At 75.9% G+C, this 15,105-nt stretch carries 9 protein-coding genes; 5 read left to right on the plus strand and 4 right to left on the minus strand.

All coding sequences use genetic code 11. The annotated features are described in order from the left end of the window. Window positions 1-336 precede the first annotated feature (336 nt). Together ACLIBK_RS24510 and ACLIBK_RS24515 are read left to right on the plus strand one after the other, a co-directional pair. On the plus strand, window positions 337-5,571 hold the full coding sequence (locus ACLIBK_RS24510) for an alpha-2-macroglobulin (RefSeq protein WP_415389930.1): 5,235 nt from the start codon (window positions 337-339) through the stop codon (window positions 5,569-5,571). Window positions 5,572-5,868: 297 nt separating this feature from the next. Next, window positions 5,869-7,968: a transglycosylase domain-containing protein gene (locus ACLIBK_RS24515; protein WP_415389931.1), complete on the plus strand. Its 2,100-nt coding sequence runs from the start codon at window positions 5,869-5,871 to the stop codon at window positions 7,966-7,968. A gap of 72 nt (window positions 7,969-8,040) precedes the next feature. Here the strand turns inward: ACLIBK_RS24515 and ACLIBK_RS24520 are convergent, their stop codons facing one another. Next, a complete protein-coding gene (locus ACLIBK_RS24520) occupies window positions 8,041-9,537 on the minus strand; it encodes a lyase family protein (protein WP_415389932.1) in 1,497 nt (498 codons plus the stop codon). A gap of 186 nt (window positions 9,538-9,723) precedes the next feature. On the opposite strand from ACLIBK_RS24520, the gene ACLIBK_RS24525 reads away from it, so the two are divergent. Further along, window positions 9,724-10,050, plus strand: coding sequence for a hypothetical protein (locus ACLIBK_RS24525; RefSeq protein ID WP_415389933.1), 327 nt, complete (start codon window positions 9,724-9,726; stop codon window positions 10,048-10,050). 37 nt (window positions 10,051-10,087) lie between these two features. Then, the gene (locus ACLIBK_RS24530; protein WP_415389934.1) at window positions 10,088-11,266 is read left to right on the plus strand and encodes an MFS transporter; all 1,179 of its coding nucleotides are present in this window, start codon (window positions 10,088-10,090) and stop codon (window positions 11,264-11,266) included. Window positions 11,267-11,296: 30 nt separating this feature from the next. Here ACLIBK_RS24530 and ACLIBK_RS24535 read toward each other — a convergent pair whose 3' ends face one another. From ACLIBK_RS24535 to ACLIBK_RS24545, 3 genes are all read right to left on the minus strand, one after another. Continuing rightward, window positions 11,297-13,138 carry a sensor histidine kinase gene (locus tag ACLIBK_RS24535; protein WP_415389935.1) on the minus strand — a complete coding sequence of 614 codons (1,842 nt, stop codon included), beginning with the start codon at window positions 13,136-13,138 and terminating at the stop codon, window positions 11,297-11,299. A 46-nt stretch (window positions 13,139-13,184) separates the two neighbouring features. Further along, window positions 13,185-13,847 carry an RluA family pseudouridine synthase gene (locus ACLIBK_RS24540; protein ID WP_415389936.1) on the minus strand — a complete coding sequence of 221 codons (663 nt, stop codon included), beginning with the start codon at window positions 13,845-13,847 and terminating at the stop codon, window positions 13,185-13,187. 188 nt (window positions 13,848-14,035) lie between these two features. Beyond that, window positions 14,036-14,974 carry a 1-phosphofructokinase family hexose kinase gene (locus ACLIBK_RS24545; RefSeq protein ID WP_415389937.1) on the minus strand — a complete coding sequence of 313 codons (939 nt, stop codon included), beginning with the start codon at window positions 14,972-14,974 and terminating at the stop codon, window positions 14,036-14,038. Window positions 14,975-15,025: 51 nt separating this feature from the next. On the opposite strand from ACLIBK_RS24545, the gene ACLIBK_RS24550 reads away from it, so the two are divergent. Continuing rightward, the coding region (locus ACLIBK_RS24550) for a transposase (RefSeq protein ID WP_415388209.1) at window positions 15,026-15,105 on the plus strand (80 nt) is incomplete at its 3' end.

Genomic DNA, 15,105 nt, shown 5'->3' on the forward strand with positions numbered 1-15,105 from the left:
CCCGCCTCGCCCTGCGGCGCGACAAAACACGCTCCAGCTGGTTGGGCTTCGCCCATCTCGCCGCCACCCTCCTCAACCAGCGCTCCTCTCACTTCAGTCACACACCCTAAGCTCCTCGCGGGGTGTCCAGAGGGGCAGGGCCCCTCTGGCCTCGGCCGGAATATCCAGGCGCACCCGTCCCCCCGGGCCAGCCCGCCACCAGCGGTGCCGGCCGGTGGTGGCTTGGCCCGGGCTGGGGGCAATGGCGGTTGGGCGGAAAAAGCAACGGTTTGGGGGTGCGGCACTGCCGCGGCGGTGGCGGACGTGCCACCATGCGGGCGGGAACGCGGAACACGAATGATGCGCTTGCTGCCTCTGCTGGGTGCCCTGCTGTGCGTTGCGGCGGGGGTGTCGCAGCCCTTGCCGGCGCTGGCGCAGTCCTCGTTCAGCCTGCCCGGGCTGGAGCGCGACAGCAACAGCTACGCGTCCGAGCTGGGCCGCCGCTTTCCCGCCGGGGCCAACGCCCAGCTGCGCGCCCGGGCCGAGCAGACGGCGCGCGATGCCGAGCGGCGCAACGACTGGGCGGCGGCGGCGGCGGCCTGGGAACAGCGCCTGGGCATGCCCGAGCCCACGGCGGCGATGTGGCTGTCGCTGGCGCAGGCGCAGCTGAGCCGCAACCCGCCGGAAGCGGCGCGGGCGCTGCAGGCGGCGTGGCAGAACTTCATGATGGTGCCGGCCGGCACGGACGAGATCCCCTCGCTGCAGGTGATCGCGCAGGCGCTGCAGCGGCTGGACCGCCAGGCGCAGGCGATCGTGGCGCTGCAGGCGGTGACGGAGCGCGCGCCCGATGACAGCAAGGCGCGCGACGCCCTGGCCCAGGCGCGCCGCGCCGCCGGGCTGCTGGTGAGCAACACCCGCCCCGAGCCGGAGGCCGATCCCGCCCGCGCCTGCATCAGCTTCGCGGGGTCGCTGACCGCGGCCGCCGACTTCCGCCCCGGCGACTGGGTGCGCGCCGACCCGCCGATCCCCGACCTGGCGGTGGAGCGGGAGAACGGGCAGCTCTGCGTCGCGGGCCTGCCCTGGGGGCGGTCGACGCGGATCGTGCTGCGGGCCGGCCTGCCGGGCCAGGACGGCGTGAACCTGCGCGCCGACACGCCGGTCAACATCGCCATGCCCGACCGTGCGGCCAAGGTGCTGTTCGACGGCACCCGCTTCCTGCTGCCGCGCGGGCAGGCGTCGCGGGTGGGGATCGCCACGGTGAACCTGCGCTCGCTGAAGCTGACGCTGGTGCGGGTGACGGAGCGCAACCTCGTGCCCTTCGGGCGCGACAACGCGCTGGGCAACGGGTTGGAATCCTACCTCGCGGGCGACGTGGCGGATCGTTGGGGCCGCACGGTGTGGCAGGGCCGCGCCGAGGTGCCGAACTTCCGGCCCAACGTGACGACCCGCACCGTTTTGCCGCTGCCGGACGCGATGGCGGCCGCTGGTCCCGGGCTCTACGTGCTGGTGGCGCAGAACGGCGAGGACAAGGAGAGCGACGGCAGCTCCTACGAGACCACGGCGGGGTTGCAGATCCTGGCCACGGACCTGGGCCTGACCGCCTGGCGCGGGCCGGACGGGCTGGCAGCGCAGGTGCGCTCCTTCGGGGAGGGCACGCCGCGCGAGGGCATCCGCGTGGCGCTGATGTCGCGCTCCAACGACATCCTGGCGGAAAGCCGCACCGGGCCGGACGGCCTGGTGCGCTTCGGGGCGCCCCTGCTGCGCGGCCAGGGTCCGATGGCGCCGGTCAACCTGACGGCCGAGACCGGCGACGACCTGGTGACCATGAACCTGGAGGCCGCGTCCTTCGACCTGTCGGATCGCGGCGCCGAGGGCCGGGTCAGCCCGGGGCCGCTGGACGCCTTTCTCTACACCGACCGCGGCATCTACCGGCCGGGCGAGACGGTGAACCTGACGGCGCTGCTGCGCGACGGCGCCGGGCGGCCGCAGGACCTGCCGCTGCGCCTGAAGCTGCTGCGCCCCAACGGCCAGGTCGCCGCCGAGGCGGTGCCGCCGCGCGGGCCGGACGGGGCGGTGCTGTGGTCGGTGCCGCTGAGTTCCGGCGCTTCGGTGGGGCAGTGGACGCTGGAAGCGCGCACCGAACCGGACCAGCCGGCGGTGGGCAGCGTGAGCTTCACCGTGGACGCCTTCGTGCCGGAACGGCTGGCGATGACCTTCGGCCCGGCGCCCGGTCCGCTGGTGCCCGGCACGCCACTGCCGATCCCGCTGACGGCGCGGTTCCTGTACGGCTCGCCCGGTTCCAACCTGGAAGGCGAGTTCAACGGGGTGATCTCCGTGGACCCCGATCCCTTCTCGGCGCCGCCGCCCGGCGCGCCGGGCGGCGTGCAGGGCACGCCTGAGGGCACGCGGCGGCAGAGCCCGTGGCGCGGCTGGCGCTTCGGCCTGGCGGAGGAGCCGCTGACCGGCGGGCTGTCGGCGGACGGCACGGTGGCGACGGACGAGGCCGGCAACGCCACGGTGTCGGTGAACCTGCCGGCGGTGCCGGACGCGACGCGGCCGCTGCGCGCCGAGCTAACGGTGACGCTGAACGACCCCAACGGCCGTCCCAGCCGCGCCAGCCTGACCGTCCCGATCCGCGGCACCGCGCCCTACGTGGCGATCAAGCCGGCCTTCGAGGGCGGCAGCGTGGACGCCAACACGGAAGCGGGCTTCGACCTGGCGATCGTGTCACCCGACGGCGCCGCGTTGCCCGGGCGGCTGCGCGTGCGGCTGGTGCGGGAGCGGCCGGAATGGCGCATCGTGACGCGCAACGGCACCGCCCGCTACGAGACCACCTGGCGCGACGAGCCGGTGGACAGTGCCGAGGTGAGCACCGCCCCCGGGGCGCCGGCGCGCTTCGCCCGGGCGCTGCCCTTCGGGCGCTACCGGATCGAGGCTGCGCAGCCCGGGGGGCTGGGCATCGCCGCGATGCGCTTCCGTTCCGGCTGGGTCGGCACGGACAGCCCGGAGGTGCCGGACAAGGTGGACGTGTCCGCCGACCGCCCGGCCTACAACCCCGGCGACACGGCACGCCTGCACATCAGCTCGCCCTTTGCCGGCCGTGCCAGCGTGGCGGTGCTGACGCAGGGGCTGGTGTCGCTGCGCGAGGTGGAGGTGCCGGAGGGCGGCACGGACGTGTCCGTGCCGGTGGACCCGAGCTGGGGGCCGGGCGCCTACGTTACGGTGACGGTGTTCCGCCCCGGCCGCGCCGCGGAAGGGCAGCCGCGCCGGGCGTTGGGCCTGGCCTGGGTGGCGCTGGACAAGGCGTCCCGCTCCCTGGGCGTGGCGATCGACACGCCGGACCTGTTGCGCCCGCGGCAGCGGGTGGAGGTGCCGGTGCGCGTGTCCGGCGCGTCCGGCTCGGGCGGGACCGGCGTTGCCGGCCCTGTGCACCTGACGCTGGCGGCGGTGGATGAGGGCATCCTGCGCATCACCCGCTTCAGCTCGCCCGACCCGGTGGAGCACTTCATGGGGCGGCGACGCCTGGGCACCGATATCCGCGACGACTACGGCCGGCTGATCCCGCCGCCGGAGGGCGACGTGGCGGCGCTGCGCCAGGGCGGCGACGCCGACCTGACCGCCGGGGCGCAGCCGCCGCAGCGCATCGTGTCGCTGTTTTCCGGCATCGTGGAGGCGGGGCCGGACGGGGTGGCGCGCGTGCCGCTGGACTTGCCGGACTTCGCCGGCGAGTTGCGGCTGATGGCGGTGGCCTGGAGCGGCGACCGCACCGGCGCGGCCTCCAAGCCCGTCACCGTGCGCGACCCCGTGGTGGCGGAGGCGCTGCTGCCGCGCTTCCTGGCGCCCGGCGACGAGGTCCGGCTGCCGGTGCTGCTGGGCAATGTGGAACTGCTGGCCGGGGAGGTGGTGGCCGAGCTGCGCGTGGAAGGGCCGCTGGTGCTGGACGGGCCGAACCGCCTGACCGCGACGCTGGCCACTGGCGCCCGCGCCACGCCCTTCACCACGCTGCGCGCCACCGGCGCCGGCGAGGGGGTGGTGCGGCTGGCCGTGACCGCGCCGGGTGGCTTCCGGGCGGAGCGGGAAAGCCGCATCAGCGTGCATTCCTCGCGCCCGCAGCTGACGGAGGTGGCGGTGGGCGACCTCGCACCGGGCGCGCAGGCGAACATCGCGCCGGATCTCGGCCGCTTCGTCGCGGGCACCGCCAGCGTGCGCGCGGTGTGGGGGCAGCCGGTGCGCTACGACCCCGACGCGCTGCTGCGCGCGGCGCTGGACTTCCCGCTGTGGTGCGCCGAGCAGTCCGCCACCAAGGTGCTGGCCCTGGCCGTGTCGCCCTGGGCCTTTCCCGATGCCGGGCAGCGCGACGTGCAGCTGGGGCAGGCGATCTCCCGCCTGCTGGACCGGCAGCGCTACGACGGCGCCTTCTCGCTGTGGTCGGCGAGCGGCGAGGCGGAGCCCTGGGTGACCGCCTACGGCACGGAGGCGCTGCTGCGCGCCAAGGCCGTCGGGGCCACCGTGCCGGAAGCGGCGCTGGTGGCGGCGCTGCGCAGCCTGGCCTCGGATGCGGAGGACGTGACGCCCTCCAAGCCCGAGGAGCGGGCCGACCAGGCGTATCGCCTCCACGTGCTGGCGCTCGGGAACCAGCCCTTGCCGGGGGCGACGCGCCGGCTGTTCGCGCAGCTCGACGAGCTGCCGACGCCGGTGAGCAAGGCGCAGCTGGGCGCCGCGCTGGCGCGTATCGGCGACACGCCGCGGGCCGAGGCCGCCTTCAACGCGGCGCTGGCCTCGGCGCAGCGGCGGCCCTGGTACCACGACTACGGCAGCGCGGTGCGCGACGGGCTGGCGGTGACGCTGCTGCTGAAGGAGAGCGGCGTGCTGCCCGACCGGCTCTCGGCGCAGCTGGCGCGGCTGCCGGGGCCGGCGGAGATTTCGCCGCAAACCACCTCTACCCAGGAACAGGCCTGGGCCATCGCCCTGGCCGCCACGCTGGGCCGGGACGCGCGCCCGACGCGGGTGGCGCTGAACGGGGTGAACCAGCCGGAACGGCCCATCATCAGCGCGCCGCTGAACGGCGCCACGACGGTGCGCAACAACGGCGACCGGGCGGTGGTGCAGTCCGTGACCGTGACCGGCTTGCCGGCGCAGGCGCTGCCGGCAGCGCGGTCGGGGATGCGGGTCAGCCGGCGCTTCCTGACCATGCAGGGCGCCGACCTGAACCTCGACCAGCTGCGGCAGAACACGACCTTTATCCTGCTGGTGGAAGCGCGGGCGGAGGATGGCGAGCCGCATCGCACCCTGGTGCAGCAGGGGCTGCCGGCGGGCTGGGAAGTGTCCAGCCGCCTGCCTTCCGGCGACGTGCCGGGGATGGCGTTCCTGGGCACCCTGTCGGAGCCCGCCACCACCGCGGCGCTGGATGACCGCTTCGCCCTGGCGGCGGACCTGACGGCCGCGGCGCCGGTGGGCCGTTACGCCGTGGTGCTGCGCGCCGTCACCCCCGGGCGTTTCGAGCTGCCCGGTGCCGAGGTGCGGGACATGTACCGTCCCACCCTGTTCGCGCGGCAGAATGCCGGCCGGGTGGCGGTGCTGCCGCCGGAGTGAGGCGATGGGGATGGCCCGGCGTTCCGGGAGAGGGAGAAAGAATTCTCCCCCTCCCGGACCCTCCCCCTCATCTTCTTTCGTGAAGCTGCCGCCGTCGTGGTTGCCGCCGGGGGCGCGCCGGAGGGCGTCGCCCTCCGGCGACTGCGGCCGCCGACGTGTCGGCAGCATGGCATCCTTGCTTCAGCGTCCCGCGCATCGGCGGCCGCGCGGCAGCCCCCCGAGAAAAGATGAGGGAGGGTATCGGGAGGGAGAATTCTTTCTCCCTCCCGGGCCACCCTCACCACCCATCGCTTACGAATGAGACGCCGCCCCCTGCTGCTGGCGGCGGTCGCGGTGCTCGTCGCGCCCCTACTGGCCTTTCCCGTGCTGGACCGCATGTTTCCGCCGGACCTGTCGCGGCTGGACGCGCCGGCCCGGGTGGTGCTGGACCGGCAGGGGCGCGTGTTGTCGGTGCTGCCGGCGCCGGGCGGGGTGTGGCGCCTGCCCGCCTCGCCCGAGGCGGTGACGCCGGAACTGGTGGATCTTCTGGTCGCGGCAGAGGATGCGCGCTTCCGCTGGCACCGCGGGGTGGACCCTTTCGCGCTGCTGCGGGCGGCCGGTCAGTGGGTGCGGGCGGGGCGGGTGGTGTCGGGCGGCTCCACGCTGAGCATGCAGGCGGCGCGGCTGCTGGAACCGCGGCCGCGCACCCTGCGCTCCAAGGCGATCGAGGCGTTCCGCGCGCTGCAGCTGGAAACGCGCTTCGGCAAGGACGGCGTGCTGGGCATCTGGCTGACGCTCGCGCCGATGGGCGGCAACCTGGAAGGCGTGCGCGCCGGGGCGCTCGCCTGGTTCGGCCGCGATGGCCGGCAGCTGAATCCGGCCGAGGCCGCGCTGCTGGTGGCCATTCCCCGCCGCCCCGAGGCGCTGCGCCCGGACCGCCACCCCGCCGCGGCACTGGCGGCGCGGGATGCGCTGCTGCTGCGCCGGGCCGCCGGGGCGCCGGGCATCACCGCGGCGGATCGCGCCACCCTGTCCGGGCCGGTGCCCACGGCGCGACAGCCCATGCCGGCCCTGGCGCCGCACCTGTCGCGCGAGGTCGCGCGCGCCAGCGCCACGGGCGAAACCGCCCGCGCCGGGGTGATGGGCGAGACCGCCAGTGCCGGGGCGACGGGCGATGCCGCCCGTGCCGGGTTGATGGCTGAAGCCGCCCGCGCCGCCACGGTGCACACCACGATCGACGCGCCCACGCAGCGCGCCCTGGAAGCGCTGCTGCGCGACGCCCGGCAAGGGCTGCCGGCGCGGGCCTCGGCCGCGGCGGTGGTGGCGGAGCTGCGGACGCGGGAGTTGCGCGCCGTGGTGGGCGGCGCCTGGGGGGAGGAAGCGCGGGCCGGGGCGTTGGACCTGACGCGGGCGGTGCGCTCGCCCGGTTCGGCACTGAAGCCGCTGCTCTACGCCCTGGCCTTCGAGGCCGGGGTGGCGCGGCCGGACACCGTGCTGGACGACGCGCCCACCCGCTTCGGCGCCTATGCGCCCGAGAATTTCGATCACGGCTTCACCGGCCGCGTCACCGCGGCGGATGCGCTGCGGCGGTCGCTGAACCTGCCCGCGGTGTCGCTGCTGGACCGCGTCGGGCCGCTGCGCTTCGCCAGCCTGCTCAAGGCGGCGGGCGCCACGCCGCGCCTGCCGCGCAACGCCGAGGCCACGCTGCCCCTGGCGCTGGGCGGGGTGGGCGTCACGCTGCGGGAACTGGTGGCGGTCACCGCCGCCCTGGGCGATGGCGGGCGCGCCGCGCCGCTGCGCTGGCGGCCCGAGGCGCCGATGCCGCTCGCCGCCGCGAACCCGGTGCTGGACCCGCGCGCCGCGGCGCAGGTGGCGGCCATCCTGACGCGCGGCTTCCCGGCCGGCGGGCCGCCGGGGGTGGCGTGGAAGACCGGCACCTCCTGGGGCGGGCGGGATGCCTGGGCGGTGGGCTTCGACACCCGGCACGTGGTGGGCGTGTGGGTCGGGCGGCCGGACGGCACGCCCGTGGTGGTGGGCACCGGCGGCGCCACCGGCGGCAACCTGGCGCTGCCGCTGCTGGCGCGGGCCTTCGCGCTGCTGCCGGAATCGCCGCGCCCGGTGCCTGCGGCGACCGGTGCCGACCTGCGCCCGGAACAGTGGCGCGACGTCGCCGACCGGCTGCGGCTGCTGTTTCCGCCCGCCGGCGCCACGGTGGAGGGCGGCGGGCTGCTGACGCTGCGGGCGGCCGGGGGGCGGCGGCCGCTGCGCTTCCTGGTGGATGGCGCGCCGATCGACAGCACCCCGGCGCGGCGCGACACCGGCTGGACGCCGCCGGGGCCGGGCTTCTACCGCGTCACCGTGCTGGACGCGGATGGAACGGCGGCCTCGGCACCGGTGCGGGTGCGCCCGGCGGAGTGAGGCGGCGGGCTGCGGCCGCCCCACGCGGCGGGGTGAAGCGGCAGGCCGCGGCCTGCCGGCGCTGGGACGGCGTCAGGGCGTCGAAGCCGAGAGCCGCGCGAAGGCGGCGTCGCGTTGCCGGCTGGCCTCGTCCAGCCGCGTGCGGGCGGCCTGTGCCCAGCCGCGATCGGCGTCCAGGGCTGCCATCTGCACCGCCTGCATGCGCGCCACCTCCGCCGGCTGCGGGCCGCCGAGGCCTTGGCTGGCCTGCACCATGCCGGTGGCCGAGAGCGAGCGGCGGAACTGTTCTTCCGTCAGCGGCAGCTGCGCGTTGGCCTGGCCGAATTGCTGCGCGGCCTCGGTGTAGATGCGCTGCGCCGCGTCGAAGGGCAGCTCCGTCGGGCGCAGCCCGCGGGAACGGCCGAAGGTCACCAGCTCCGAGGCGAAATGGTGGCCGATGCGGAAGGGCACGTCGGCGACGCGCTGCAGCGTGTCCGCGAGTTCGGTGGTGGTGGAATAATCGTTGTTCACCTCTTCCAGCGCGCGGGGCGGGTCGAAGCGGAAGGCGGGCAGCAGGCTGGCGAGGCCCTGGTACATGCGGGCCGCGTCGCGCAGCACCGGGTCGGGCGCGAAGAGCTTGTAGTCCATCATGCCCGCGGGGACGTTGTGGGCGCGCAGCATGTAGCCCTGGGCGCCCGCCACCACGGTGCTGGCCAGCGCGCGCAGGTACACCATCCCCGACGGGTTGCGCTTCTGCGGCATGATGCTGCTGGTGCCGGTCTCGCCGCCTTCCGAGAGCAGCAGCCAGGGCCGCGTTTGCGCGTATTGCTGGGTGATGTCGGCCAGCAGCATGCCCACGGTCAGCGCGCCGGTGGCGGCGGCAGCGTCCGCTTCGGCGCGGGTGTCGGCCTCGGCGATCTGGTTGGCGTCGAAGGAGTTCTCGATCACGCCGTCGAAGCCGAGCAGCGCGGCGAGGCGCGGGCGGTTCACCGGAAAGCTGGAGGTGCCCAGCGCGGCGGAGCCCAGCGGCGACTGGTTGATGCGGGCATAGCTTTCCCGCAGTCGGGCGGCGGCGCGGTTCAGCGCCTCGGCATAGCCGAGCATGTAGTGGCCGAAGGTGATGGGCTGCGCCTGCACGCCCCAGGTATAGGCCGGGACGATGTCGTCCGGATGCGCCGCGGCCATGCGCAGCACCACCTCGCGCGCGGCGTTGAGGCTGTCGAGCAGGTCCAGCACGTCCTCGCGCAGGAACAGCCGGCCGAAGGTGGCGCCGAGGTCCTGGCGGCTGCGGCCGGAATGCAGCCGCGTCACGTCCGGGCCGCCGGCGGCCACCAGGGAGCGTTCCACCACGAGGTAGTCGGCGGAGCGCGCGGCGCCGGGCCGGGCGCCTTCCTCGATGACCTGGCGGATGCTGTTGGCGATCTGCGTGCCGAGCGGCCGCGGCACGATCCCCTGTTCCACCACCATCACGGCGGAGGCCTTGTTCATCTCGCCGAGCCAGAAGAAGCCGTCGCGCGGCGGGTCGGCCGCTCCGGCGCTTCCGCTCGTGGCCGCCAGGACGAGCATCAAGGCGGCGGCTATTCGCTTCATCGGCGTTTCTCCCCGTGGCGTCAGGACGGCCGGCATAGTTCCGCGTCGGCCGGCGGCGAACAAGGCGACCCTGCGCCCGGGTTGCCGGGCGCGGCTTCCCGGCGGCGCGGCGGTTTTCCGGCCGTTTCGGCAACCGCCTTCCGCCGCGGTGCTTCCTTTCCTTCCGAGAGTGGCTAGGGAAGCGGGATGCAGCCATCGGACGCAGCGAAGCTGGCACGGGTACTGGGATTGCTGGGCTCCGAGCATGTCGGGGAACGGGCTGCGGCGGCCGCGGCGGCGCATCGCCTGGCCAAGCGGCTCGGCCTGTCCTGGCAGGAGGTGCTGATGCCCCGGCGGGAGAACGGTGCCCCGCCCGATCCGCGCCGCCCGGCCCCGCCGGACATGCTGGAAGCGGCGCAGTCCCGGCTGCGGCAGTCGCAGCGCGAGAATGACGACCTGCGTCGGCAGATCTCGCGGCTGAAGCGCAGGCTGGAAGCGATGCACCAGCCATCGCCGCCGCGCTGGCCGGACTGAGCGGGGGCGTGGCCACCGCGATGCGGGCGGGGGCCGCGTGACGGCGGCCGGGCGCAGCCGCGGCGCGGTGGTGCTGGCCCTGGGCGCGTCGCAGACGCTGGCCTGGGCCTCCACCTACTACCTGCCCGCGGTGCTGGCGGACCTGGTTTCGGCCAGCCTCGAACTGCCGCGGGAATGGTTCTTCGGCATCTTCTCCGCCGCGCTGCTGCTGTCGGGCCTGCTCGGCCCCGTTGTGGGACGGGCGATCGACCGGCGCGGCGGGCGCGACGTGCTGGTGTTGTCCAACCTGCTCTTCGCCGCCGGGCTGCTGATCCTCTCGGCCGCGACCGGGCCGGGTGGGCTGGCGCTGGCCTGGGCGGTGCTGGGCGCCGGCATGGCCTGCGGCCTCTACGATGCCGCCTTTGCCACCCTGGCCGGGCTGTTCCGCGCGGAAGCGCGCGGGCCGGTCACCGGCATCACCCTGCTGGCGGGCTTCGCCAGCACGGTGGGCTGGCCGCTGACCGCGCTAATGGCGGAACATTGCGGCTGGCGCGGCGCCTGCCTGGCCTGGGCCGCGCTGCACCTGATCCTGGGGCTGCCGCTGAACCGTTTCCTGGTGCCGCCCGCACCCCCGCCCGCGACGCCGTCAGATACCGAGCGGGGGACGGGGGCAGCCGCCGCCGCGCCCTGGGCGATGGCGGTGCTGGCCGGGGTTTTCGCGGCCACGCTCTTCGTGTCGGCGGCGCTGGCGGCGCATCTGCCGCGGCTGTTGCAGGCGGCCGGGGCCAGCCCGGCCGCGGCGGTGGCGGCGGCCGCGCTGATCGGGCCGGCGCAGGTCGGGGCGCGGCTGGTGGAATACGGGGTGCTGCGCCACCTGTCGCCGCTGGTTTCGGCGCGGATCGCCACGGCACTGCACCCGCTGGGGGCGGTGGCGCTGGCCGCCCTGGGCGCGCCGGCCGCCGCCGCCTTCGCCCTGCTGCACGGCGCCGGCAACGGCATGCTCACCGTGGCCAAGGGCGTGCTGCCCTTGGCGCTGTTCGGCCCCGAGGGCTACGGGCTGCGCAGCGGGCTGCTGGCGGCGCCGGGGCGGCTGCTGCAGGCCGCGGCGCCGCTGCTGTTCGGGCTGGTGCTGGACCGGCTCGGTGTCGCCGCGGCCCTGCTGCTGTCGGGCGGGCTGAGCCTGGGTTCCTGCCTCGCGCTGCTGGCGCTGCGACCGCGGTCACCGGCAGGGCGGTAGCGCCGGGCCGCTGCCCAGGGTGGGCGAGGTTCAGGCCGTGCCGGGTGGCGGTGCCGCGGTGGGGCCGGGGGCGGCAGGCGGCACCGTGACCGAGTCCGGCGCGGCGGGCGGGACCGGCGATGCCGCGGCCGGGGCCGTTGTGGCGGGCGGAACGGGCGGGGCTGCGGCGGGGCCCGGCGCGGGGGGCGGGGCCGGCTTCCAGGCCACCTCCCAGGCGGTGCCCGGGCCGGGGCGGCGCGTCAGCGTGGCGCCCACCGCCCTGGTCAGGCTTTCCGCCACCGTCATGCCCAGGCCGCGCGGCGCGTCGGGGGGCAGGCCGGGCCCGTCATCGGAAACGCTGAGCACGAAGCCGTCCTCGCCCTGCGGCCGCAGGGCGATGCGGACCTGCCCGCCGGGCTGGCCGTGGCGCAGGGCGTTGATCGCCAGCTCGTTCACCACCAGCCCCAGCTTCACCGCCACGTCGGCCGGCACCGCCAGCGGCACCAGCTCGGTGGCCACCGAGCCGCCGGTGCCGGCGCGGTCGGGCAGAGCGCGGGCGAAGCGTTCCAGCATGCCGTCCAGCGACACCTCCGCCGCGCCGGATTCGTGCAGCAGCTCGTAGGTGGCGGCGATGCTCATCATGCGGCTTTCCGCCGTGCGCAGCGCCGCCGCCGCCGCCGGGTCGGACACGGTGCGTTCCTGCAGCCGCAGAAAGGAGGATACCAGCGACAGGTGGTTCTTCAGCCGGTGGTGCGATTCGCGCAGCAGCAGGTCGCGCAGCCGCAGCGCTTCCTCCTGGGTCGCGGCCTGGGCGCCCAGGCGCTGCACCAGCGCGTCGATCTCGTCCGGCGCGTTCAGGTCGCCATCCGCCAGCGCAGCGGGGCCGGATTGTTCCGCCCGGCGCGCGGCGACCTCCAGCGGGCGGAACACCAGCCGCTGCAGCAGCCACCACAGGCCGCCCAGGCCCAGCAGCAGCAGCGCCGCCACCGCCAGCACCGGCGGGGCCGCGGCCGAGAAGAGCTGCGCCGCCACGCGCGGCCGCGGCATGGCGCCCACCAGGGCAAGATCCTCCGACAGGCGCGACACCACCACCAGCTGCTGCGTGCCGCCCTCGGTTTCCCGGCGCGGCACCCCGGCCTCCGGCCATTCGGCCAGGGGGGTGTCGGGTGCCTCGCCGCCTTCGGGGCCGAACAGGGGGATGGCGTTGCCGTCGCGGTCGCGCAGCCAGAACAGCCCGCCCGGCGCGTCGCGCCCGGGCAGGATGGCCAGCGGCGCCAGGGCCTCGACCGGCAGCAGCGCCACCAGCAGGCCGGGCTCCGCCGCGTCGAAGGGGCGGGTGGGGTCCAGGGGGCCGGGCAGCGGCCGCGCCACCACCAATTCCGCTTCGCCGGCCCGGGTGCCGGTGCCGCGCAGCAGCCCGCCCACCAGCGGCCGCGGCGGGTCGCGCTCGGCGCGCAGCAGCGGGCTGTCGGCCGGCAGCTCGGGGCCGAAGGCGCCGGCGGGGATGGCGCAGGGCACGCCGCGGTCGGGCAGCACCACGAGCATGCCGCGCAGCGCGGTGGGCAGGGCGGAAGCGGCGGCGGACAGGGCGGCCTGGCAGTCGCCGGACAAGGGCAGCAGCGTCGCCACCAGCCGCACCGAGCGGTCCGCCCGGTCCAGCGCCGACGCCAGCCGGTCGGCCACGTGCTGCGTGCCGGCCACCAGCTCCGCCTCGTCGCGCTCGGAATTGGCGCGGCCCTGCAGCGCGGCGTAGCCGGACACGCCCCCGATCACCGCCAGGGCCAGCCCGGCATAGGCGAGCAGCAGCCGCCGCCCGGCGGTCCAGGACGGCCGGTGCCGCCGCGCCGGGGCAGGGGGCGCCGATCCGATCTCGCTGGCCGTGCCCGAACTCATCGGCCCGGCATGGCAGGCGCGGCCCGAAGCGTCGAGGCTTTCCGTCTCACGAGGACGTGGGGGTCGCAACGTCGCCGCGCCAGCCGCAGCGCCGCAAGGCGTCCTGCATCGCCTCCGGCACCGGTGCCACGGCCTGCCGCACGGGGTCCAGCGGCAAGCGCAGGGCGCGCGCCAGCAGCGCCAGGCCGCCGGGGACAGGGCTGTGCCCACCCGCGGCGCGCTGGCCGTAGAGCGGGTCGCCCAGCAGCGGGCCGCCCAGCAGGGTGGCGTGGACGCGCAACTGGTGGGTGCGGCCGGTGGCGGGGCGGAATTCCAGCCAGGTGAGGCCCTCGCCGCGGCCCAGCACGCGCCAGCGCGTGCGCGCCGGCTGACCTTCGGGGTGCGCTTCCATCCGCCAGCCCGCGCGCGCCGTGCTGATCTTGCGCAGCGGGGCGTCCAGCAGGCCGGATTCCGCCGGGGGCTGGCCCAGCATCACGGCCCAGTAGGTTTTCTCGGCCTGGCCGGCGGCAAACAGCGCGCCCAGCGCGGCCAGGGCCGGCTTGGTGCGGCCCAGGGTGAGGCAGCCGGCCGTGTCGGTGTCCAGCCGGTGGGCGAATTGCGGCAGGTGCCGCTTGTTCCGTTGCAGGGTCGGCAGCCAGTCTTCCAGGCTGGCGCCGCCGGCCGGGCCGCGATGCACGGGCAGGCCGGCGGGCTTGTTCAGCACCAGCACCTCCGGGTCCTCGTGCAGGATGCGGGCGGCGAGCCAGGGGGGCAGTGCCGCCGTGCGGTGGATCGCCGGGGCGGCGGGCGTTCCGCCTGGGGCAGGGCGTGCGGGGCCGCGGGCCGCCGGGGGGTGCCGCGCGCCGCCGGGCCGCCCGGGGCCGGACGGGGCGGCGCCGCGGCGGGGCGGGTGGCGGCTCAGCGCCGGGGCAGCTCGATGCGGCGGCGCAGGGCTTCCACCGCCGTGCGCTCGGGGTGGGCGGTGCCCACACGCGAAACGGCCGCGGCGCCGGTGGCGACGCCCCAGGCGAAGGCTTCTTCCGGGCTTTCGCCGCGGGCCAGGGCCAGGGTCATGCCCGCCACGAAGCTGTCGCCCGCGCCCACCGTGCCGCGCACCTCCACCGGCAGGGCGGGCAGGCGGATGGCGCCTTCCGCCGTCGCCAGCACGGCGCCGTCGCCGCCCAGGGTCAGCGCCAGCAGCCGCGTGGCGCCGGAGCGCACCAGCTCCACCGCCGCCTGCTCCTGCTCGGCGGGGTCCGGCAATTCGCGGCCCACCAGGGACTGGAACTCGGACAGCGAGGGCTTCAGCAGCGTCACACCCTGGCCCAGCGAGGCGCGCAGGGCGGCGCCGGAACTGTCCAGCACGAAGTGCCGCCCGCGCTTCGCCGCGGCCTGGGCGACGCGGGCGTAGAAATCCTCGGGCACGCCGGGGGGCAGGCTGCCGCTGCCGACGATCCAGTCGGCGTCCACGCCGTCCAGCAGGTCCAGCAGGCCGCGCCATTCGGCCTCGCGGATGCGGGGGCCTTCGGCGACGAAGCGGTATTCCTGCTTGCTGGACCGGTCGAGCACGGTCTGGCTGATGCGCGTGCGTTCCCGGATCGGCACGGCGCGGTGCGGCACGCCGGATTCGCGCAACAGGTCCTGCAGCACCTGGCCGGTGGGGCCGCCGGCCAGAAACAGCGCCAGCGCCCGGCCGCCCAGCGCCAGCACCACGCGGGCGACGTTGATGCCGCCGCCGCCGGGGTCCAGCCGCTCGTTGGTGGTGCGCAGCTTGTGGGTCGGCTCCACCTTCTCCGCCTCGCAGGCGAAGTCCACGGCGGGGTTCAACGTCAGGGTGGCAATGCGGGGTTCGGGCACGGTTCCGCTCTAGAGGCTGTTGTGGACTGAGGGGAGGTCCAGATTTGCGGGATGACCCGCAAGGCTTATCCGTCCGACGTATCCGATGAGGAATGGGGTCTGGTCGCACCCTACCTCGTGCTGCTGCCCGA

The sequence above is a fragment of the Roseomonas sp. BN140053 genome (genome assembly GCF_047690175.1).
Taxonomy (GTDB): Bacteria; Pseudomonadota; Alphaproteobacteria; order Acetobacterales; family Acetobacteraceae; genus Roseomonas.